The sequence below is a fragment of the Actinomadura miaoliensis genome (assembly GCF_039536785.1).
In the GTDB taxonomy this organism is placed as follows: Bacteria; Actinomycetota; Actinomycetes; order Streptosporangiales; family Streptosporangiaceae; genus Spirillospora; species Spirillospora miaoliensis.
This window is the reverse complement of the sequence record NZ_BAAAZG010000001.1, coordinates 713445-733368: the sequence shown is the minus strand read 5'-3', so window position 1 is coordinate 733368 and position 19924 is coordinate 713445. Positions and strand designations below refer to the sequence as shown.

The following is a 19924-nucleotide window of genomic DNA, read 5'->3' as shown; positions in this document are numbered from 1 at the left end:
AGGCGGGGCAGGGCGGCGCGCGACGGCACGACGCGGCCGAGGGGCGCCACGCCGGTGAGCAGCCGCCGCCGCGTCAGGCCGGGCGGTCACGAGCGCGCCCACCCCTGCGCCAGGTCGGTCCCCACATGAAGGTCGATGATCTTGTCGGTGAACAGCGCGGTGTCGCCGTCGACCCGCAGCCGGTCCCGGTAGGTGCCCCAGCCGATCACCGACGCGTCGTCGGCGCGCGCCGTGAACAGGAAGTACGAGGCGATCTCCACCACGCCCGGCTCCACCCATGTGGTCCTCGGGCTGACGATGAAGTGCCGCTTCTCCGCCGGGTCGGCCGCGCCGCGCTCCCGGTAGAAGGCGGCGATGGCCTCGCGTCCGGCCATCGTCCGCCCCGGCCGGCCGCCCAGCCGCGTGTGCAGCGCGCCGTCCTCGGTGAACAGGGCCGCCACCGCCTCCGGGACGGGATCGTCGAGCGCCTCGGCGTACCGGTGCAGATGGTTGCGCGCCGCCTCGGTCTCCTCCAGGCGGCGCACCCGCCGCAGCAGGGCGGCGATCTCGCTCTGGCTCGTCATGGTCGCTCCTTCGCTCGGGCCGCCCGTACCGCGCACGCGAACCGCCGCCCGTCCGGTTGATCATGGTCCGCGCAGGTCCGGGGGGTCGGGTCCTTGACCTCCCGTTGACCGATACCTTATGTTCATTATCACAGATTCGGACGGTCGGGCGGGATCGGAGCGCAGATGTCGGCGTCGCGGAGCCAACCACTGGAACTGTTCGTCGGGGGCCGGTGGGTTCCGGCGCGGGGCGGCGGTGCGGTGGAGGTGCGCAATCCGGCGACGGGCCGGTGTGCGGGGTCGGCGGCCTTGGCGTCGGCGGCCGACATCGATGAGGCGGTGGCGGCGGCCCGGGCGTCGTTCGACGCGGGCGTGTGGGCGGGCGCCGATCCGGCCGAGCGGGCACGGGTGCTGCGCACCGCCGCCGACCTGCTGGAGAAACGCGCCCCCGAGCTGGCGGCGAGCATCACGGCCGAGCTGGGGTGTCCGATCTGGTTCAGTGAGCGGGCGCATGTGCCCAACCCGATCCGGCATCTGCGTTACTACGCCGATCTGGCCGAGTCGTTCCCCTACGACGAGCGGCGGACCGACGGCGTGAACGCCAGTGTGGTGACGCAGGAGCCGGTGGGGGTGGTGGCGGCGATCACGCCGTGGAACGGTCCGCTGAGCACCCCCGCGTTGAAGGTGGCTCCGGCGTTGGCGGCGGGGTGCTCGGTGGTGCTCAAGCCGCCGCCGGAGACGCCGTTGACGGTGCGGGCGCTGGCCGAGGCGCTGGCGGCGGCGGGGTTGCCGGAGGGGGTGCTGAGCGTGGTGCCCGGCGACCGGGACGCCGGGGAGCGTCTGGTGGCGCATCCGCAGGTCGACAAGATCTCTTTCACCGGCAGCAGCGCCGCCGGCAAGAAGATCATGGCGGTGGCGGCCGGGCGGATCGCCCGCGTCACGCTGGAGCTGGGCGGCAAGTCGGCCGCGATCATCTGCGACGACGCCGACCTGGACGCCGTCGTTCCGGCGTTGCTGCCGATGGCGCTGCTGGTCAACGGCCAGGCGTGCATCGCCCAGACCCGCGTGCTGGTGCCGCGCCGCCGCCGGGACGAGATCGTCGCGGCGCTGGCCGAGGCGCTGCGCGCGCAGCGCCTCGGCGACCCCGCCGACCCCTCCACGACCATCGGGCCGCTGATCAGCGAAGGGCAGCGCGACCGCGTCACCGGCTACATCGCGACCGGTCGGGCCGAGGGCGCCCGCGTCGTCGTCGGCGGCGAGCACGCCGACCTGCCCGGCGAGCTGGCACGCGGCTGGTTCGTCCCGCCCACCCTGCTGGACGGCGTCGACAACGGCATGCGCGTCGCGCAGGAGGAGATCTTCGGGCCGGTCCTGGCGGTCATCGAGTACGAAGGCGACGACGAGGCCGTGGCCATCGCCAACGACTCCCGCTACGGCCTGTCCGGCTCGGTCTGGACGCCGGACGAGGAGCGGGCGCTGGCGATCGCCCGGCGGATCCGCACCGGCATGGTCAGCATCAACGGGCGCGCGCAGGCGTTCGGCACCCCGTTCGGCGGCTACAAGGAGTCGGGCGTGGGCCGGGAGATGGGCCCGGAGGGATTCCGGTCCTACCTGGAGACCAAGTCCATCGCCGTCGCCCCCTGACGAGGCCTGGCACGGCCACTTTTCGTACACCCCTGTCTGACGCCCCCGCGCGTGACGCCCCTGCGCGCGTCAGACCGACCGAGGAGGGTCAATGTCCGGACGGCTGGCCGGGAAGGTCGCGGTCATCACCGGCGGCGCGAGCGGGATCGGCGAGGGCACGGCCCGCCTGTTCCACGCCGAGGGCGCCCGCGTCGTCATCGCCGACGTGCAGGAAAGCCCCGGCGAGGCGCTGGCCGCCGAGCTGGGGGAGGGCGCGGCGTTCGTGCGCGCCGACGTCTCCCGCGAGGACGACGTGGCCGCCCTGGTCGACACCGCCGTCGAACGCTTCGGCCACCTGGACGTCATGTTCAACAACGCCGGGGTGATGGGCGCCCTCGGCCCGATCGACCGCACCCGCATGCCGGACGCCGACCTGACCATCGCCGTCAACCTGCGCGGCGCGCTGTGCGGGATGAAGCACGCCGCGCGGGTGATGAAGCCCCGGCGCAGCGGCGTGATCCTGTCGACGTCCAGCCCCGCCGGTGTGCTCGGCGGCGTCGGCCCGCACGTCTACAGCGCGGTCAAGGCCGGGATCATCGGGCTGTCCAACTCGGTCGCCGCCGAGCTGCGCCGGTTCGGCGTGCGGTGCAACGTCATCGTGCCCGGCGCCGTCGTGTCGGCCATGACCGCCGGACTGGTGGCCGGGGGCGCCGACGACCTGGGCGGGGCCGAGCGCGCGCTGGGCGAGACGGCGTACATGGACCGGCCGCTGCGTCCCGCCGACGTCGCCGCCGGGGCGCTCTACCTGGCCAGTGACGAGGCGTCCCACGTCACCGGAATCGTGCTGCCGGTCGACGCGGGCATGACCGGCGCCGGAGGCCCCTCGCCCTTCGCCACCGGCCGCTACGAGGAGCCGACCGGCCTGCTCGAAGCGGGACGCCGCACTGTCGCCCCGGATTGATCCGCCTTCACCGTGAGCGCGGGGCGTGGCGCACGGTCGCCGGCGCGGCGCGCACATTTCCAACCGCAGAACGGAGACCGACATGCTCACGGACAAGCGTGTGCTCGTGACCGGCGCGGGCGCCGGCATGGGACGGGAGATCGCCGTGGAGGCCGCCCGGCAGGGCGCCGCGTTCGTGGCCGTGGCCGACATCGACCTCGCCGCCGCGGAGGAGACCGCCGCCGCCGTCGGCGAGACGGGCGCGCGGGGCCTGCCGATCCACGTCGACCTGGCGGACGCGGCGCAGGTCGCGGGCATGGTCGAGACGGCCGCCGCGGCGGCGGGCGGCCTGGACACCCTGGTCAACAACGCCGGGGTGCTGGACGGCGCGGTCGCCCCCGGCGCCACGTTCGAGACGCTGCCCGACGACGCCTGGGACCGGGTGTACGCGATCAACGTCAAGGCCGTGTGGGCGGCGACCAAGGCGGCGGCCCCGCACCTGCGGGCGTCGGGGCGCGGCCCCTCGGTGGTGAACGCCGCGTCCGTCGCGGGGATGACGGGCTACCCGGCCGCGGCCTACGCCTCCAGCAAGGGCGCGGTCATCCAGCTCACCCGGGCCGCCGCGATCGCGCTGGCGCCCGAGGTGCGCTGCAACGCCTACTGCCCGGGTTCGATCGAGACGCCGATGAGCCGCGCGCACCTGGAGGCCGCGCCGGACCGGGAGGTCAGGCTGCGGGAGATGACGGGCGCGCACCTGATCCCCCGGTTCGGGCGGGCGGCGGAGGTGGCCAAGGTCGTCTGCTTCCTGGCCTCCGACGACGCCTCGTTCGTCACCGGCGGGATCTTCCCAGTGGACGGCGGCACCACCGCCTGGCGCGGCCTGCGCACCTAGCGTGCGGACGCCCCCACCAGGACGTATTTCCTTCGATTCATGCGCATAGAACTCTTGACCTGGGCGTAATACAGGCGAATCATATTCATCATCTTTTCCCGAGCGACGGAGTGGAACATGGTCGCACTCAGCGGTGGCCGGGGCGTGCGCGGGCTCGCCCTCGCCCTGGGCGCGTGCAGCGTCCTCGCACTGTCGGCCTGCGCCGACACCCAAGGCCGCGGGGCCGGTGGCGGGGGAGGTCAGGGCGTCCCCCAGGGGGCGACCATCGAGCAGTACAAGGCGGCCTTCGCCGACGTCCGGCCGATCAAGCTGACCACCCAGTCCCCGTCCCCGAAGGGCTCGGTCACCGGCAAGAACGTCGAGGACTACCTCAAGGCCGTCACCGAGTGGTCCGGCGGCAAGATCACCTTCGAGGTGACCTACTCCAACGGCGTCGCCCCGCCCGCCGAGGTGGACGACGCCCTGGTGGACGGCCGGCTGGACATCGGCCAGGTGCTGCCGATCTACGAGCCCTCCGAGTACCCGGCCAACGCCGCGCTGATCCAGGCGAGCTTCGTGTCCGACCAGACGCCGGTCGCCGGGACGCTGCAGTCCAACGCCTGGCCCAACGAGGTGGCCTTCAAGACGCCCGAGATCACCGAGGAGTTCGAGAAGAAGGGCATCAAGCTGATGGTGCCGTACTACGACTCGGGCGCCAACGTGATGTTCTGCCGCAAGCCCCGCCGCGACCTGGCCTCGCTCAAGGGCGTGCAGACCGCCTCCGGCGGCCAGGCGCAGAACGCCGAGCTGACCGCGCTCGGCGCCGCGCCCGCGTCGGTGCCCTACACCGAGCAGTTCGAGAGCCTGCAGCGCGGCGTGGTCGACTGCACCGTCTCCAGCTTCACCGTCGGCGTGCTCGGCGGATTCGTCAAGGTCGCGCCGAACGTGACCATCGACCCCGCCGCCGGGTTCGCCCTGGCCCCCGGCGGCATGGCGATCAACCAGCGCACCTGGGACGGGCTGCCGCTGGTCGCCCGCCAGCTGCTGTGGGACCGCCTGGACGTCTTCCTGGCCTCCAACATCGAGGGCAAGATCTGGCCGAACATCGCGCAGGCCGTCTCCCAGGCCAAGGCGGCGGGCGGCTCGGTCGGCCCGTTCTCCGACGACGCCCGCAAGGCCATGACCGGCGCCAACTCCCGCATGCTGGACACGATGCGGCGCGAGGCCAAGGTCAAGGACCCCGGCGCGTTCGTGACGAACATCCAGGCGGCCGCCGACAGGTGGCTCAAGGAGGCGCGGGCCGCGGGGCCCGGGGAGGACGTCGCCCACGCCGACTTCGACCAGTGGTACAAGCCCGGCAAGGTGGACGCGAACCGCTACGTCGGCAAGGTCTACGAGCAGGTCTTCCTGCCGCACCGCCCCTCCTGACCGCCCGCCGCGCCCCGCCGCGGCGACCCATCCCACCCTCGCCATGGAGCCGCCATGAGCGCACCATCCCACCCCGCCACCGACGGCCCGCCCGCCGGCGACCGCGCGCCGGACGACAGCTCCCGCACGTTCCGGCTGGACGTGGCCGTGATCGAGGTGGCGGCCGTGGCCGTGACCTTCGTGATGATGCTGCACATCACGGCCAACGCCCTGCTGCGGTCGTTCGCCGACCGGCCGATGCCGAACACGCTGGAGATCGTCCAGTACTGGTACCTGCCGATCGTCGCGTTCCTCGGCTTCGTCGCCGCCCAGCACCGGGGCCAGCACATCGCGGCCGACCTGCTGTTCGAGCGGCTGCCCGAGGCGGCGCGGCGGCCGGTGCTGGCGGTGGTGCTGGCCGCCTGCTGCGCCCTGGCCGCGGGCTTCGCCTGGTTCGGCTGGCAGGAGGCCCTGCACGCCTACGAGATCAGGAAGACCGCGGGGGTGAGCGACCTTCCCGCGTGGCCGACGTACTTCCTGGTCCCGCTCGCCTTCGCCGGGCTGACCGCGCAGTTCGCCGCGGCCGCCGTGCGGGCCGCGGTGCGCCCGGTCGCCGAGCACGCCGCCGCCGACCCCGACGAGGCGGCCGTCCTGCGTGAACTGTCGGCCGCCGAGAACAAGGAGGCCCGGTCATGACCGAACCGGCCACGCGCACCGCCGACGCCCCGGCCGGCGCCGAGGACCCGGGCGGGCGGGCCCGGGGCGGCACCTCGGACGTCCGGTCCTGGATCGTCCTCGGCCTGATCGTGGCGACCGTGGCGGGCACCACCTGCGCGCTGTTCCTGCCGCTGGTGCCCGAGGCGATCGGCGCGCTGGCCTGCGCGCTGATGCTCGTGCTGATCTTCCTGCGGATGCCGGTGGCGATCGCGATGACGATCCCGGCGCTGCTCGGCGTGTACGCGCTGCGCGGACGGCCGCTGGTGGAGAGCACCCTGACGACGCTGCCCTACCAGCAGGTGGCGAACTGGACGCTGAGCGTCGTGCCCATGTTCATCCTCATGGGGCTGCTGCTGTGGCGGGCCGGGCTCACCGAGAGCCTGTACTCGGTCGGCCGGATGTGGCTGGGCTGGCTGCCGGGCGGCCTGGCCGTCGGCACCAACCTGGCGGGCGCGGGCCTGGCGTCGGTGAGCGGCTCCTCGGTCGGGACGACCTACGCCCTGGCCCGCATCGGCATCCCCGAGATGCTCAAGGCCGGGTACGACAAGCGGCTGGCGCTCGGGTCGGTCGTGGTCGCGGGACTGCCGGGCCAGCTCATCCCGCCGAGCATCATGCTCGTCATCTACGCCGGGATCGCCGAGGTGCCCATCGGGCCGCAACTGCTGGCGGGGATCGGCCCCGGGCTGCTGGTCGCGGCCCTGTTCACCGTGATGATCGTGCTGTTCGCGCGGCGCTGGGCGGTGGCCGAAGCGGCCTCCGGCGCGGCCTCCGAGCCGGAGGCCGGTCCCGCGGTGACCTGGCGGGACAGGTTCGCCGGGCTGGTGCGGATCTGGCCCGTCCCGCTGCTGATCGTGCTGATCGTGGCGGGCATGTTCTCCGGCGTGTTCACCGCCACCGAGGCGGGGGCGGTCGCCGCGCTGGTGTCGCTGCTGGTCACGCTGGTGTGGCGGCGCGGCTCGGGCGCGTGGCGGGCGGTGGCCGAGGCCGCGACCGCCACCGTGGCCAGCGTCGGCGCGATCTTCTTCATGCTGATCGGCGTCGAGGCGCTGTCGCGGATGCTCACGCTGACCGGGATCAGCAACGGGTTCGCCGAGCTGGTGGAGGGCCTGAACCTCGACCGGGTGGGCTTCCTGCTGCTCATGACGGTGATCTACATCGTGCTCGGCACCTTCATGGAGCCGCTGCCGATGATGGTGCTGACCATCCCCATCCTGATGCCGACGCTCAAGGCGCTGGACATCTCCCTGCTCTGGTACGGGGTGTTCGCGGTCTTCATGGGGGAACTGGCCGTGGTGACGCCGCCGGTCGGCATCCTGGCGTTCATCATCTACAGCATCACCAAGGACCCGCAGGTCAACCAGGGCCGGAACATCAGCATGAACGACGTGTTCCGGGCGGTGTGGTGGTTCATGCCGATGGCGATCATCGTCACGCTGGTCCTGATCTTCTTCCCGCAGATCGCGACCTTCATCCCCGACCTGGCGTCGGGAGAGTGACGACCGGCCGCCCCGCGCGACCCCCCGAGCGACATCCGAACGACGAAGGATTCCCCCGATGAGCGAGACCAGGCAGCGGACCGGGCCGGACGGCGAGCCCGGGGCCCGGACGATGCGCGGCTGCCCCGTCAGCCACACCGAGTACGGCGAGGACTCGGAGCTGTACGGGCACTACGCCCTGCTGGACGCCGAACGCGAGGCCGCCCGGTTCCACTTCAACGACACCCGGCCGCGCGGCTTCTGGATGCTGCAGCGCTACGACGACGTGCTGGAGGGCTTCCAGAACCACGCGGTGTGGACGACGCACGCGCGCAGCGCGCTCAACCCCGAGCCGGGCATCGCGCTGCTGCCGCAGGACCTCAACGGCAAGGAGCACGCCAAGCTGCGGCGCGTCCTCAACCCGTTCTTCTCCCCGGCGGCGGTGCGGCGGATGGAGTCGCTGGCGCACCGCCGCTGCGTGGAACTGGTGGAGGAGGTCCGGCCGAAGGGCGGCTGCGACTTCGTCGCCGAGTTCGCCATCCGCTACCCCACCGACCTGTTCCTGGCCCTGCTGGGCCTTCCGGTCAGCGACGGCGAGTTCTTCCTGCCCTGGTCGGAGACGCTGTTCGCCGGGTTCTTCGGCGGCGACCCCGAGGCGGCCGCCGAGGCCAAGGGCAGGATCCTGGAGTACTTCGACGAGGCGGTGAACGAGCGCCGCGCCGACCCCCGCGACCCGTCCGAGGACATGGTGACGCGGCTGGTCCAGGCCCGGATCGACGGCAAGCCGATCTCCCAGGAGGACATCCTCACCATCTGCATGACGCTGATGCTGGCGGGGCTGGACACCACCCGCAGCGCGCTCGGCTTCATCTTCACCCACCTGGCCACGCACGAGGAGGACCGGCGGCGGATCATCGCCGAGCCGGACCTGGCGCCCGCCGCGGTCGAGGAGTTCCTGCGCATGTACCCGCTGGTGATCCAGGCGGGCCGCGAGGTGCGCGAGCCGCAGGACTTCCACGGCCTGCCGCTGGAGAAGGGCGACATCGTCTGGCTGGGCATCGGCTCGGCCAACCGCGATCCCCGCAAGTTCCCGGATCCCGACCGGTTCATCCTGGGCCGCGAGGGCGTCAACCAGAACCTGGCGTTCGGCGCCGGCCCGCACCGCTGCCTGGGCATGCACCTGGCCAGGCTGGAGCTCGCCGTGGTGCTGCGCGAGTGGCACAGCCGCATCCCCGACTACCGGATCCGGCCGGGCGTGACGCTGACCGAGCGGGGCGGCCAGCTCACCATGCCGACGCTGCCCCTGGAATGGGAGGTCTGAGAGATGTTCCTGTCGATCGACGAGGGCCGGTGCATGGGGCACGGCCGCTGCTACTCGGTGGCCGAGCGGCTGCTGTCCGACGACGAGGAGGGCTTCGTCGCCCAGCGCGGCCAGACCATCGAGGTCCCGGACGGGCTGCTGGCCGATGCGCGCGAGGCCGTCAGCGCCTGCCCCGAGCGGGCCATCTCCCTGCGCGCGGCCTCCCCTTCGCTGAGCGGCGACGCCGGTGCCGATGCTTGAGCACCTGCGCGTCCTGGACCTGACCGACGAGCGCGGCCTGATGTGCGGGCGGCTGCTCGCCGACCTGGGCGCGGACGTGGTGCAGGTCGAACCGCCGGGCGGGTCGCGCGCCCGGTCGGTCCCGCCGGTCGCCGGCGGGCCGGGCCGCCCGTCGCTCTTCTGGGAGACCTACGCGGCGGGCCGGCGCGGCGTCGTCGCCGACCTGGACACCGAGGAGGGACGCTCGCTGGTGCGCCGCCTGGCGGACGCGGCGGACGTCGTCGTCACCTCGGCCCCGGCGGCGTGGCTGCGGGAACGGGGCCTGGACCCGGCGACGCTGCGCGCCGGGCGTCCCCGGCTGGTCGTCACGGCGATCACGGCGTTCGGGCCGGCCGGCCCCAAGGCGGACTACGCCGACAGCGACCTGGTCGTCTGGGCGGCGGGCGGCCCCCTCGACCCGCACCGCGACGGCGACCGGCCGCCGCTGCGCATCAGCGCGCCGCAGGCGTTCCTGCAGGCCGGGGCGGACGCGGCGGCGGGCACGCTGCTGGCGGTCCTGGCACGGACGGTCACCGGCGAGGGCCAGGTCGTGGACGTCTCGGCGCAGGCGTGCCTGGGCGTGGCGACGCTCGCGCGCGTCCTGGCGCACGCGGTGGGCGACGACAAGCCCGAGTGGCACCGCGAGCCCGCGCCGCGCTCCGACCAGAGCGGCAGCGGCGCCGCCACGCCCAACGCCATGAAGAAGTGGCACGTCAGGGACGGCATGGTCGAGCTGCACCTGTCGATGGGCCCGGCCGCCGGAGCGTTCACCAACAACCTGTTCGCCTGGCTGCGGGACGAGGGCGCGGTGGACGAGCGCATCGCGTCCTGGGACTGGCGCACCCTGCCCGGCCTGCTCGCGGACGGCACCCTCACGCCCGCCGACCTGGACGACGCCCGCGCCGCCGTCCGCGCCTTCCTCAAGGACAGGACCAAGGCGGAGGTGCTGGACGCGGCGCTGCGCCGCCGCCTGCTCTGCGTGCCGATCTTCGACATGGCCGACGTGGCGAACGCGCCGCACCTGGCGGCGCGCGGCTTCTGGTCCGAGGTCGAGATCGAGGGCCGCCGGGTCCGCATCCCCGGACGCTTCGCGCGGGTCACGGGCGACGACGGGCCGCGCGTGCGGCGCCGCGCGCCGCGCGTCGGCGAGCACACCGACGAGGTGATCCGCGAATGGCTTCCCCGGGAACGCGCCGGCCGCGACGCCCCGCCGGCCCGTCCGCGCGGCGCGCGGGCTCTGGACGGGCTGAAGGTGCTGGACCTGTCGTGGGTGGTCGCCGGACCGCTCATCGGCCGGACGCTCGCCGACTTCGGCGCCCGCGTCGTGCGGGCCGAGTCCAGCACGCGCGTCGAGACGGCGCGGCTCATGCAGCCGTTCTACGGCGGCGTGCCCGGCCCGGAGAACTCGGCGCTGTTCGGCAACTGCAACGCGGGCAAGCTCGGCCTGACCGTCGACCTCAAGAGCGAGGACGGGCGCGCGGTCGTCCGCGACCTGGCGCGCTGGGCCGACGTGGTGGTCGAGTCGTTCTCGCCCGGCCAGATGGCCAGGTGGGGGCTCGACTACGCCGCGCTCGCGGCGGCCAACCCGTCCCTGATCATGCTGAGCACCAGCATCGCCGGGCAGAGCGGCCCGCTGGCGCGGCTGGCGGGGTACGGCAACGTCGGCTCGTCGCTGAGCGGGCTGCAGGGCCTGGTCGGCTGGGAGGACCGGCTGCCGCTCGGGCCGTTCGGCCCGTACACCGACTACATCGGCCCGCGGCTGGCGCTGGCGGCGCTGCTGGCGGCGGTGGAGGACCGCCGCCGCACCGGACGCGGCCGCCACATCGACGTGGCGCAGATCGAGGCCGGGGTGTTCTTCCTGTCGCCGCAGGTGGCGCGGTTCGGCTTCGACGGGACGATCGCGCGGCGCAGGGGCAACCGCGACGAGGCGTTCGTCCCGCACGGCGTCTACCCGTGCCGGCCCGAGGACGGCCGCGACCGGTTCGTGGCGATCGCCGTGCGCACCGACGGCGAGTGGCGCCGCCTGGCCGCCGCCATGGGCCGTCCCGACCTGGCCGGACGCGACGACCTGGCCACGGCGCGGGGCCGCCGCGAGCACGAGGAGCTGCTCGACGAGGCGATCGCGGAGTGGACGTCGCGGCACCGCGCCCAGGACGTGGAAGGGCTGCTGCAGGCCGAGGGCGTCCCGGCCCACATGTCCCAGGCGAGCGCGGACTTCGTCGCCGATCCGCAGCTGGCCGCGCGGGGGCACGTCGTGGCGCTCCCGCATCGCCTGCACGGCACGGCGTACGTGGAAGGGCCGCGCTGTCTGCTGTCGGCGACGCCGGGCGTCGTGGAACGTCCCGCCCCGACGCTGGGGCAGGACAACGAGACCGTCCTGCGGGAGATCCTCGGCTACCCCGAGGCGCGGGTGCGTGAACTGCTGGAGGGAGGGGCGCTCCGTTGAGCGCACAGGCGAGCACGAACAGGGTGGCCGCCGGGCCGGACGACTGGAAGGCCGAGTGGCGGCCGGTCGTCGACGCGGTCGGCCGCGACTTCTCCGACGGCGAGACCGTCTGGGGCGCCGACGCCGTCGAACGCGGCGCGATCCGCCGCTACCTGGAGCCGCTGGAGTTCGGCTGCGCGCTGCACACCGATCCGGTGGTGGCGCGCCGCGCCGGGTTCGAGGACGTCACGATGCCCTACACCGGCCTGATGTCGTGGACGCTGCCGCCGATGTGGCGGCCCGGCGAGACGCTGTTCGACAGCGACGACCGCGACGCCCAGCCGGTGCACAGCCCCATCAACAACCAGGACATGCCGATCGGCCCGAAGACCACCGGCTTCTTCGGCACCGACATCGAGGTCGACTTCCTGCGCCCGGTGGTGGCGGGGGAGCGCATCGGACGGCGCGGGCGGCGGCTGGTGTCGTGCGCGCCGAAGGAGACCTCGGTGGGCCGGGGCGCCTTCATGACCTGGGAGAGCGAGATCGTCACCACGTCCGGCGAGGTGGTGGCGCGCATCCGCATCGGCACCTACGCCTACGTCCCCCGGAACGAAGGCAGGGAGGGGTGAGCCAGGTGGACACGGCGGCCCTGGAAGGGCGCAGGTTCGAGGACGTGACGGTCGGTGAGGAGCTGCCCGGCGCCGACTACCCCCTGACCGTCTACCGGCTGGTGATGGCGGCGGGCGCCAACCGCGACTTCAACTCGATCCATCACAACACCGAGTACGCCCGCGGCACGGGCGCGCCCGAGATGTACGCCAACACCCAGTTCCTGCTGGGCGCGTGGGAACGCTGCGTCCGCGACTGGATGGGCCTGGCCGGGCAGATCCGCGCGATCCGCGGCTTCCGGATGCGGTCGTTCAACGTCGTCGGCGACACCATGCGGGTGCGGGCCGAGGTCAAGGACGCTCGCGTCGACGAGGACGGCCGGGGCGTCGTGGAGATCGCGATCCGCTGCGAGAACTCCGGCGGCGTGACGGTCGGGCCGGGCGTCGTCGAGGTCGTCCTGCCGCGCCGGAGCGGGGAGGACGCGTGAGCGGGGCGGGACGCACCGCGGTCATCGCGGGCCTCGGACTGACCGAGTTCGGCCGGATCTACGGGCGCACGTCCGCCGACTTCGCCGTCGAGGCGATCGCGCGGGCCGCCGAGGACGCGGGCCTGACGCTGGGCGACATCGACGGCCTGCTCGTCAACCCCGGTGTCGGCGGCGACATCGACCTGCGCCTGCAGTCGACGCTGCAGATGCGCGACACCCGCCTGCTGGCGACCGTCCAGGGGTTCGGCTCGTCGGCCGGGCAGATGGTGCAGTACGCCTCGATGGCGATCGCCTCCGGCATGGCCGACGTGGTGGCCTGCGTCTACGCGGACGCGCCGCTGAAGGAGGGCAAGGGCGCGGGCGCCTCGTACGCGGGGCAGAAGCGGCCGATGCGCGGCGTCGGCGCGCTGCCGGCCGCCGCCGGGCTCAGGGCGGCGCCCGAACGGTACGCGGTCGCGGCCCGCCGCCACATGGAGACCTACGGGACGACCAGCGAGCAGTTCGGCGCCGTCGCGGTCGCCGCCCGGCAGTGGGCGGCGATGAACCCCCGCGCGCAGATGCGCGAGCCGATCACGCTGGCCGACCACCAGGCCTCCCGCATGATCGCCGACCCGCTGCGGCTGCTGGACTGCTGCCTGGTCAGCAACGGCGGCGTCGCGGTGATCCTCACGACCGCCGAGCGGGCCGCGGGGCTGCGCAGGCCCCCGGTGCACGTGTGGGGCTGGGGGCAGGCGCACCCCGGTTACGTCAACCGGCGCGGCAGCGAGTTCGGCCTGGTCACGGGCGCGGCGCGGTCGGGCGCCGAGGCGCTGAAGATGGCCGGGGTCGGCGTCGGCGACATCGACCTCTGCCAGATCTACGACTGCTTCACCTACACCACGCTGGTCACGCTGGAGGACTACGGGTTCTGCGCCAAGGGCGAGGGCGGCGCGTTCGTGGCGAGCGGCGCGATCGCGCCCGGCGGGAGCCTGCCGGTCAACACCGGCGGCGGCGAGCTGTCGTCCTTCTACATGTGGGGGATGACGCCGCTGTCGGAGGCGATCATCCAGGCGCGGGGCGAGGGCGGCGACCGCCAGGTGCCCGAGCACGACCTGATCATGGTGAGCGGCAACGGGGGAGTGCTGGACTTCCACTCCACCCTCATCCTCAGCCCGCACGCCAGGACGTGACGCGATGCCCGAGAAGGAAGGCGCACACATGAGCCAGCCGGACGCAAGTGGGGCGGCAGGGCTGAGCCTTACCCCCGTCGTGCGGGACGAGCATTCGGCCCCGTTCTTCGACGCCGCCGCCGAGGGCACGCTGCTGCTGCGCTACTCGCCCAGCAGCGGCGAGTGGTCCGAGCCGTCCGCGGTGGTGTGCTCGGTGACGCAGACGCGGGACCTGGAGTGGCGGCCCGCCGCGGGCACCGGCGAGCTGGTGTCCTGGACGGTCAAGCCGGGCCGGCGCGGCGCGGACGGCGTCCCCGCGCCCGACCGGGTCATCGGGCTGGTGGAGCTGACCGAGGGGCCGTGGCTGACGCTGCGGCTGGTGGACGCCGAGGGCCCGGAGCTGCGCGCGGGCCTCCCGGTGCGCGTCGAGTTCGTCCGTCCCGAGGGCAGTGAGCCCCTGCCGGTCGGCCGCGTCCACGGCTAGGATTCATGATTATGAATCGTACGAATGGAGCGGCGGGCGGTGTGCACGTGGAGCGTCGCGGCCCGGTCGCCTGGATCCGGATCGACCGGCCGGAGCGGCGCAACGCCTACGACCTCGCCATGGCCCGCACCATGATCGGGGCGTTCGAGGACGCCGCCGACGCCGACGCGGTGGTGCTCACCGGCTCGGGCGGGGCGTTCTGCGCGGGCGGCGCGCTCGACCAGCTCGGCGACCCCGACCCCGGGCGGCTGCGGGCGCTGTTCGCCGCCTCGCTGCGGCTGGTCAACGCCATCCGCGCCTGCCCGCGCCCGGTGATCGCGGCGGTGGACGGACCCGCCGCCGGAGGGGGCAACGAGCTCGTCGTCGCCTGCGACTTCGCCATCGCCACCCGCCGCTCCACGTTCGGGCAGACCGGCCCCAAGGTGGGCTCGGCGGGGGTGTTGGGCGCGACGAACATGCTCACCGTCCAGATCGGCGAGAAGCGCGCCAAGGAGATGGCGATGCTGTGCCGCCGCTACACCGCCGAGCAGGCCCTGGCGCTGGGCCTGGTCAACGAGGTCGTGGACGACGACGGGCTGGAGGAGGCGGTCGGCCGCTGGATCGCCGAGATCCGCGCGCTCAGCCCCCGCTACCTGGAGATCGCCAAGATCAGCTCCAACCAGTGGTGGCACCAGTCCGCCGACAACATGAACGCGGGCCTGGGCATGCTCGTCCAGGCCATCGGCAGCGAGGACATGCGCGAGGGCGCCCGGGCCTTCCTGGACAAGCGCGCCCCCGACTTCCGTGGCGCCCGCGCCCGGGAGGACGCCGCCCGCGCCGCGACCGACGCCGCACGTGAAGGGGGCCGCTCGTGACCTTCCGCTACTACCGCGACATCCACCCCACCTTCCCGGACCGCCGGGACTGGGCGCTGCCCACCGTCCTGCGGCACCACGCCGAACGGCGCCCCGACGCCGTCTGGCTGGACGCCCCCGAGGAGAACGCGAGCTGGACCTACGCGCGGGCGCTGGCCGAGGCGGAGGCGATCGGCGCGTCGATGCTGGCGGCCGGGGCGCGGCCCGGCGACCGGGTCGTGATCTTCGCGGCGAACTCCTCCCGGTTCGTGCGCACCTGGCTCGGCACGGCCGTCGCCGGGCTGGCCGAGGTGCCGATCAACACCGCCTACGAGCACGACTTCCTCGCCCACCAGGTGCGCACCGTGCAGGCGCGGCTGGCCGTCATCGACGACGTGCACGCCGAACGGTTCGCCGCCGTCGCCGAGGCCGCCGCGGACATCCGCAGATTCTGGGTGATCGACACCGGGCGGCAGGCGGAGGCGATCGAGGTGCTGCGCGCCGCGGGCTGGCAGGCCGATCCCTGGGACGAGCTGCTCGAAGGCGGCCCCGCCGAACTGCCCGCCGTCCGCCCCCAGGATCTCGCCGCCGTCTTCTTCACCTCCGGAACGACGGGCCCGTCCAAGGGCGTGGCCATGCCGCACGCGCAGATGTACTTCTTCGCCCAGGAGTGCGTGGCGCTCACCCGCCTGACCGCGGACGACGCGTGGATGGCGGTCACCCCGCTGTTCCACGGCAACGCCCAGTTCATGGCCGCCTACCCGGCGATGGTCGCGGGCGCCCGCTTCGTGCTGCGCGGCCGGTTCAGCGCCAGCCGGTGGATCGACCAGATCCGCGACGGCCGCGTCACGGTCACCAACTTCATCGGCGTGATGATGGACTTCGTCTGGAAGCAGCCGCGCCGCCCCGACGACGCCGACAACCCGCTGCGCTGCGTGTTCGCCGCGCCCACGGCCGCCTCGATCCTGGCGCCGATGAGGGAGCGCTTCGGCATCGAGGCGTTCGTCGAGGTGTTCGGCCTGACCGAGACGTCCGCGCCGATCCTGTCGCCGTACGGGGAGGACCGCCCGGCGGGCGCGGCGGGGCTGGCGGCCGACGAGTGGTTCGACGTGACGCTGGTCGACCCGGAGACCGACGAGGAGGTCCCGGTCGGGCAGGTCGGCGAGCTGGTCGTCCGGCCGAAGGTGCCGTTCATCTCCAGCAACGGCTACTTCAACATGCCCGACCGCACCGTCGAGGCGTGGCGCAACCTGTGGTTCCACACCGGCGACGCGCTGCGCCGCGACGAGGACGGCTGGTTCTACTTCGTCGACCGGTTCAAGGACGCCCTGCGCCGGCGCGGCGAGAACATCAGCTCCTACGAGGTCGAGACCGCCGTCCTCAGCCACCCGGCCGTGGCCGAGTGCGCGGTCATCGCGGTGCCCGCCGCGTCGGAGGCGGGCGAGGACGAGGTCATGGCCTACCTGGTCACCCGCGACGAGGTCACGCCCGAGGAGGTCTGGCGGTGGTGCGAGGGCCGCGTCCCGGCCTTCGCCGTCCCCCGCTACCTGCGGTTCGTCGACGCGCTGCCCAAGACGCCGTCCCAGCGCGTCCAGAAGGCCAAGCTCCGCGCCGCCGGGATCACCCCCGACACCCACGACCGCACACCCGACGCCGCCGGCCGCGCGCCGAGCCGCTGAAAGGCACGCGATGCATCCCTACCGATCGGTCCTGTTCGTCCCCGGACACAAACCCGCGTGGGCGCGCAAGGCGCTGGCGTCCGGGGCCGACGCCATCGTGCTCGACCTGGAGGACTCGGTCCCGGACGACCTCAAGGCCGAAAGCCGCGACACCGTCCGCGCCACGCTCGCCGAACTGCGCGCCGAGGCCCCGGGCGCCGGGCTGTTCGTCCGGCCCAACGCGCTGGACACCCGGCTGGCCGGGGCCGACCTGGAACGCGTCGTCGGCCCGGAGCTGACCGGCCTGTTCACCCCCAAGATCCGTGACGCCGCCGACGTGCTGCGCTGGGAGACCCTCATCGACTGGTTCGAGGCGCGCAACGGCGCGTCCGGCCTGGAGATGATCGTCCCGGTGGAGACGGTGGAGGCCATCGACAACTGCGGTGAGATCGCGGGCGCCTCGCCCCGGGTCGGCGCGATGATCGGCCCGACCTCGCGGCACGCCGACATCGCCCGCGCGGTGGGCTTTCGCTGGTCGTCGGAGGGCAGCGAGTCGCTCTACCTGCGCAGCCGCGTCCTGCTGGCCTGCCGCCGGCACGGCCTGCACGCGCTGACCGGCCTGTGGGAGGACCTGGGCGACCTGGAGGGGCTGCGCGCGTTCGCCGACTACGGCCTGCAGCTGGGCTTCCGCGGGCAGATCGTCATCCACCCCTCGCACGTGCCCGTCGTCAACGAGGTGTTCACGCCCACCGACGACGAGGTCGCCTATCACGAGGAGCTGGTGGCGGCGGTGGAGCGGGCGGCGGCGGACGGTCACGGCGCGGTCCGCTTCCGCGGCCAGCACATCGACCTCGCCCACGCCGACAAGGCCCGCCACTGGCTGGCCCACGCCCGCATGGTCCGGGGTGCCGGCGCCTAGCCCGAGGGGGTGGCGGACGGCGGAGGGTGGCGCATAATCGTCTCCATGGGGACGACGCAAGTGGCCACTTACTGCCGGATCTGCGAGCCGCTGTGCGGGCTGACCGCCACCGTCCGCGACGGCGAGCTGCTCCGGCTCCGCCCGGATCCCGACCATCCGCTCTCCCGCGGCTTCGCCTGCCCCAAGGGCATCGCGATGGCCGAGGTGCAGAACGACCCCGACCGCGTCACCCGGCCGCTGCGGCGGCGCGCCGACGGCGGGTTCGACGAGGTGAGCTGGGACGAGGCGCTGTCGGACATCGCCGCCCGGCTCACCCGGATCCGCCGCGAGCACGGCGGCGACGCGATCGGCTGCTACTTCGGCAACCCCGCGACGTTCTCCTACAGCCATCCGCTGTGGCTCACCGGGTTCATGGGCGCGCTCGGGTCGCCGCACCTGTACTCGGCCGGGTCGCAGGACGTCAACAACCGCTTCGCCGCCAGCGCGCTGCTGTACGGGGCGCCGACGCTGGTCCCGATCCCCGACCTCAAGCGCACCGACCTGCTGCTGATGATCGGGGCGAACCCGCTGGTGTCGCACGGCAGCGTGCTCAGCGCGCCGCGCATCCGCGACGACCTGGCCGCGATCGTCCGGCGCGGCGGCCGCGTGATCGTCGCCGACCCGCGCCGCACCGAGACCGCCCGCGCCCACGAGCACCTGCCCGTCCGTCCCGACGGCGACGCCTGGCTGCTGCTGTCCCTGCTGCACGTCATCTTCGCCGAACGCCTCGAAGACGCCGCCGCCTGCGCGCACCAGGCCACCGGCCTGGCCGAACTGCGCGCCCTGGCCGCCCGCTTCGCCCCCGAGCGCACCGCCGCCCACAGCGGCGTCCCCGCCGACCGGGCGCGGTCCCTGGCGCGCGACCTGGCCGCGGCCGAACGCGCCGTCGTCTACGGCCGTACCGGCTCCTGCCTGGGCCGGTACGGCACCCTCACCGCGTTCCTCATCGACGCGGTCACCGCCGTGACGGGCAACCTGGACCGTCCCGGCGGGGCCGTCTTCGGCGAGTCGCCCATCCGCGTGGACGAGATCCTGCGGCTGTCCGGCCGCGCCACCTACGGCAGGGCCCGCTCGCGCGTCGGCGGCTACCCCGACATCCTCGGCACCTTCCCCGCCGGGGTGATGGCCGAGGAGATCACCACGCCCGGCCGGGGGCGACTGCGGGCGCTGCTGGTGGCCGCCGGGAACCCCGTGCTGACCGTGCCGGGCAGCGCCGCGCTCGACGCCGCCCTCGACCGGCTCGACCTGCTGGTCTGCGTCGACATGTACGTCTCCGACACCGCCCGCAAGGCCGACTACGTGCTGCCGGCCACCTCGTTCCTGGAACGTGAGGACCTTCCGCTGCCGTTCCTGCAGCTCCACCTCACCCCGTACGTGACCTGGACCGAGCCGGTCGTGCCGCCGCGCGGCGAGGCCCGCCAGGAATGGCAGATCTTCGACGAGCTGGCCCGCCGCATGGGGCTCGGCGTGGGCGCCCTGCGGGCGCAGCGCCTCGCGCACCGCCTCGGCGTGCGGCCCACGCCCCGCTTCCTGGCCGACGCGCTGCTGCGCACCGGCCCGTACGGCGACTGGTACGGGCTGCGGCGCGGCGGCCTCAGCCTGAAACGGCTGCGCGCCCACCCGCACGGCATCGTCCTGGCCGACCACCAGCGCACCGGCCGTCTGCGCCGCCGCGTCTGGCACAAGGACCGGCGGGTCCACCTGGCGCCGCCGCAGATCGCCGCCGAGATCGATCGGCTCGCCGCCGCCCCCGAGCCGCCGCCCGGGTACCCGCTGCGCCTGATCGGCATCCGCGAGCAGCGGTCCCACAACTCCTGGATGCACAACGCGCCCGCGCTCATGCGCGCCAAGGGCGGCACGCGCGAGCAGGTCGCGCGCGTGCACCCCGAGGACGCGGCCGGGCACGGGCTCCAGGACGGCGACCGCTGCCGCATCTCGTCGCCGCACGGCTCGGTGGAGCTGCCGGTGAAGGTCACCGACGAGATGACGCCGGGCACCGTCGCCGTCCCGCACGGCTGGGGTCATCGCGGGGGCTGGCGGGTCGCCAACGCCGCCGGGGGTGTCAACGTCAACCTGCTCGCCTCACCCGACCCCGGCGACCTGGAGCCCCTGGCGGGCATGGCGCACCTCAACGGCGTGCCCGTGCGGATCGCCCCGATCCGCTGACC

The 19924-nt window shown here is 73.8% G+C and carries 18 protein-coding genes; 17 read left to right on the top strand and 1 reads right to left on the bottom strand.

Annotated features, from left to right (window positions below):
• Positions 1-86 precede the first annotated feature (86 nt).
• Entirely contained in the window at positions 87-563 is a 477-nt protein-coding gene (locus ABD811_RS03365; protein ID WP_344940458.1) for a nuclear transport factor 2 family protein, read from the bottom strand.
• A 165-nt stretch (positions 564-728) separates the two neighbouring features.
• Between ABD811_RS03365 and ABD811_RS03360 the strand changes: the two genes are divergently transcribed.
• The 17 genes from ABD811_RS03360 to ABD811_RS03280 all read left to right on the top strand — a co-directional run bounded on the left by ABD811_RS03360 (position 729) and on the right by ABD811_RS03280 (position 19922).
• Entirely contained in the window at positions 729-2186 is a 1458-nt protein-coding gene (locus ABD811_RS03360) for an aldehyde dehydrogenase (RefSeq protein WP_344940456.1), read from the top strand.
• 91 nt (positions 2187-2277) lie between these two features.
• Entirely contained in the window at positions 2278-3126 is an 849-nt protein-coding gene (locus ABD811_RS03355; protein WP_344940453.1) for an SDR family oxidoreductase, read from the top strand.
• Positions 3127-3208: 82 nt separating this feature from the next.
• Positions 3209-3997, top strand: a complete 789-nt coding sequence (locus ABD811_RS03350; protein WP_344940450.1) for an SDR family NAD(P)-dependent oxidoreductase — start codon at positions 3209-3211, stop codon at positions 3995-3997.
• Between the two features lie 117 nt (positions 3998-4114).
• Positions 4115-5404, top strand: coding sequence for a TRAP transporter substrate-binding protein DctP (gene dctP / locus ABD811_RS03345; RefSeq protein ID WP_344940447.1), 1290 nt, complete (start codon positions 4115-4117; stop codon positions 5402-5404).
• A gap of 54 nt (positions 5405-5458) precedes the next feature.
• On the top strand, positions 5459-6079 hold the full coding sequence (locus ABD811_RS03340; protein ID WP_344940444.1) for a TRAP transporter small permease: 621 nt from the start codon (positions 5459-5461) through the stop codon (positions 6077-6079).
• Complete coding sequence (locus ABD811_RS03335) at positions 6076-7596, top strand: TRAP transporter large permease (RefSeq protein WP_344940441.1); 1521 nt, start codon at positions 6076-6078, stop codon at positions 7594-7596. The genes ABD811_RS03340 and ABD811_RS03335 overlap by 4 nt, the downstream gene beginning before the upstream one ends.
• 58 nt (positions 7597-7654) lie before the next feature.
• Positions 7655-8896 (top strand): cytochrome P450, encoded by a 1242-nt coding sequence (locus tag ABD811_RS03330; RefSeq protein WP_344940438.1) that lies wholly within the window; start codon positions 7655-7657, stop codon positions 8894-8896.
• Positions 8897-8899: 3 nt separating this feature from the next.
• Positions 8900-9136 carry a ferredoxin gene (locus ABD811_RS03325; protein WP_344940436.1) on the top strand — a complete coding sequence of 79 codons (237 nt, stop codon included), beginning with the start codon at positions 8900-8902 and terminating at the stop codon, positions 9134-9136.
• Complete coding sequence (locus tag ABD811_RS03320; RefSeq protein ID WP_344940433.1) at positions 9129-11600, top strand: CaiB/BaiF CoA-transferase family protein; 2472 nt, start codon at positions 9129-9131, stop codon at positions 11598-11600. Before ABD811_RS03325 ends, ABD811_RS03320 begins: the two co-directional genes overlap by 8 nt.
• Positions 11597-12208, top strand: a complete 612-nt coding sequence (locus tag ABD811_RS03315; RefSeq protein ID WP_344940430.1) for an FAS1-like dehydratase domain-containing protein — start codon at positions 11597-11599, stop codon at positions 12206-12208. The genes ABD811_RS03320 and ABD811_RS03315 overlap by 4 nt, the downstream gene beginning before the upstream one ends.
• Positions 12205-12675: a hotdog family protein gene (locus ABD811_RS03310; protein WP_344940427.1), complete on the top strand. Its 471-nt coding sequence runs from the start codon at positions 12205-12207 to the stop codon at positions 12673-12675. The genes ABD811_RS03315 and ABD811_RS03310 overlap by 4 nt, the downstream gene beginning before the upstream one ends.
• Positions 12672-13844, top strand: coding sequence for a thiolase family protein (locus ABD811_RS03305; RefSeq protein ID WP_344940424.1), 1173 nt, complete (start codon positions 12672-12674; stop codon positions 13842-13844). Before ABD811_RS03310 ends, ABD811_RS03305 begins: the two co-directional genes overlap by 4 nt.
• Before the next feature lie 28 nt (positions 13845-13872).
• Positions 13873-14307 carry a Zn-ribbon domain-containing OB-fold protein gene (locus tag ABD811_RS03300; protein WP_344940420.1) on the top strand — a complete coding sequence of 145 codons (435 nt, stop codon included), beginning with the start codon at positions 13873-13875 and terminating at the stop codon, positions 14305-14307.
• Positions 14308-14318: 11 nt separating this feature from the next.
• Complete coding sequence (locus ABD811_RS03295; protein WP_344940417.1) at positions 14319-15161, top strand: enoyl-CoA hydratase/isomerase family protein; 843 nt, start codon at positions 14319-14321, stop codon at positions 15159-15161.
• Positions 15158-16819: an AMP-binding protein gene (locus ABD811_RS03290; RefSeq protein WP_344940414.1), complete on the top strand. Its 1662-nt coding sequence runs from the start codon at positions 15158-15160 to the stop codon at positions 16817-16819. Before ABD811_RS03295 ends, ABD811_RS03290 begins: the two co-directional genes overlap by 4 nt.
• Positions 16820-16829: 10 nt before the next feature.
• Positions 16830-17717, top strand: a complete 888-nt coding sequence (locus ABD811_RS03285; protein ID WP_344940411.1) for an HpcH/HpaI aldolase/citrate lyase family protein — start codon at positions 16830-16832, stop codon at positions 17715-17717.
• A 45-nt stretch (positions 17718-17762) separates the two neighbouring features.
• Positions 17763-19922 (top strand): molybdopterin-containing oxidoreductase family protein, encoded by a 2160-nt coding sequence (locus tag ABD811_RS03280; RefSeq protein WP_344940408.1) that lies wholly within the window; start codon positions 17763-17765, stop codon positions 19920-19922.
• Positions 19923-19924: the final 2 nt, after the last annotated feature.

Excerpts from the sequence above, each read along its gene's own strand:
- ABD811_RS03340 (WP_344940444.1), top strand. The coding sequence starts at position 5,459 with ATGAGCGCACCATCCCACCCCGCCACCGACGGCCCGCCCGCCGGCGAC.
- ABD811_RS03280 (WP_344940408.1), top strand. The coding sequence starts at position 17,763 with ATGGGGACGACGCAAGTGGCCACTTACTGCCGGATCTGCGAGCCGCTG.
- ABD811_RS03355 (WP_344940453.1), top strand. The coding sequence starts at position 2,278 with ATGTCCGGACGGCTGGCCGGGAAGGTCGCGGTCATCACCGGCGGCGCG.
- ABD811_RS03285 (WP_344940411.1), top strand. The coding sequence starts at position 16,830 with ATGCATCCCTACCGATCGGTCCTGTTCGTCCCCGGACACAAACCCGCG.
- ABD811_RS03295 (WP_344940417.1), top strand. The coding sequence starts at position 14,319 with ATGAATCGTACGAATGGAGCGGCGGGCGGTGTGCACGTGGAGCGTCGC.
- ABD811_RS03325 (WP_344940436.1), top strand. The coding sequence starts at position 8,900 with ATGTTCCTGTCGATCGACGAGGGCCGGTGCATGGGGCACGGCCGCTGC.
- ABD811_RS03335 (WP_344940441.1), top strand. The coding sequence starts at position 6,076 with ATGACCGAACCGGCCACGCGCACCGCCGACGCCCCGGCCGGCGCCGAG.
- ABD811_RS03330 (WP_344940438.1), top strand. The coding sequence starts at position 7,655 with ATGAGCGAGACCAGGCAGCGGACCGGGCCGGACGGCGAGCCCGGGGCC.
- ABD811_RS03360 (WP_344940456.1), top strand. The coding sequence starts at position 729 with ATGTCGGCGTCGCGGAGCCAACCACTGGAACTGTTCGTCGGGGGCCGG.
- ABD811_RS03350 (WP_344940450.1), top strand. The coding sequence starts at position 3,209 with ATGCTCACGGACAAGCGTGTGCTCGTGACCGGCGCGGGCGCCGGCATG.
- ABD811_RS03365 (WP_344940458.1), bottom strand. The coding sequence starts at position 563 with ATGACGAGCCAGAGCGAGATCGCCGCCCTGCTGCGGCGGGTGCGCCGC.
- dctP (WP_344940447.1), top strand. The coding sequence starts at position 4,115 with ATGGTCGCACTCAGCGGTGGCCGGGGCGTGCGCGGGCTCGCCCTCGCC.
- ABD811_RS03300 (WP_344940420.1), top strand. The coding sequence starts at position 13,873 with ATGAGCCAGCCGGACGCAAGTGGGGCGGCAGGGCTGAGCCTTACCCCC.
- ABD811_RS03320 (WP_344940433.1), top strand. The coding sequence starts at position 9,129 with ATGCTTGAGCACCTGCGCGTCCTGGACCTGACCGACGAGCGCGGCCTG.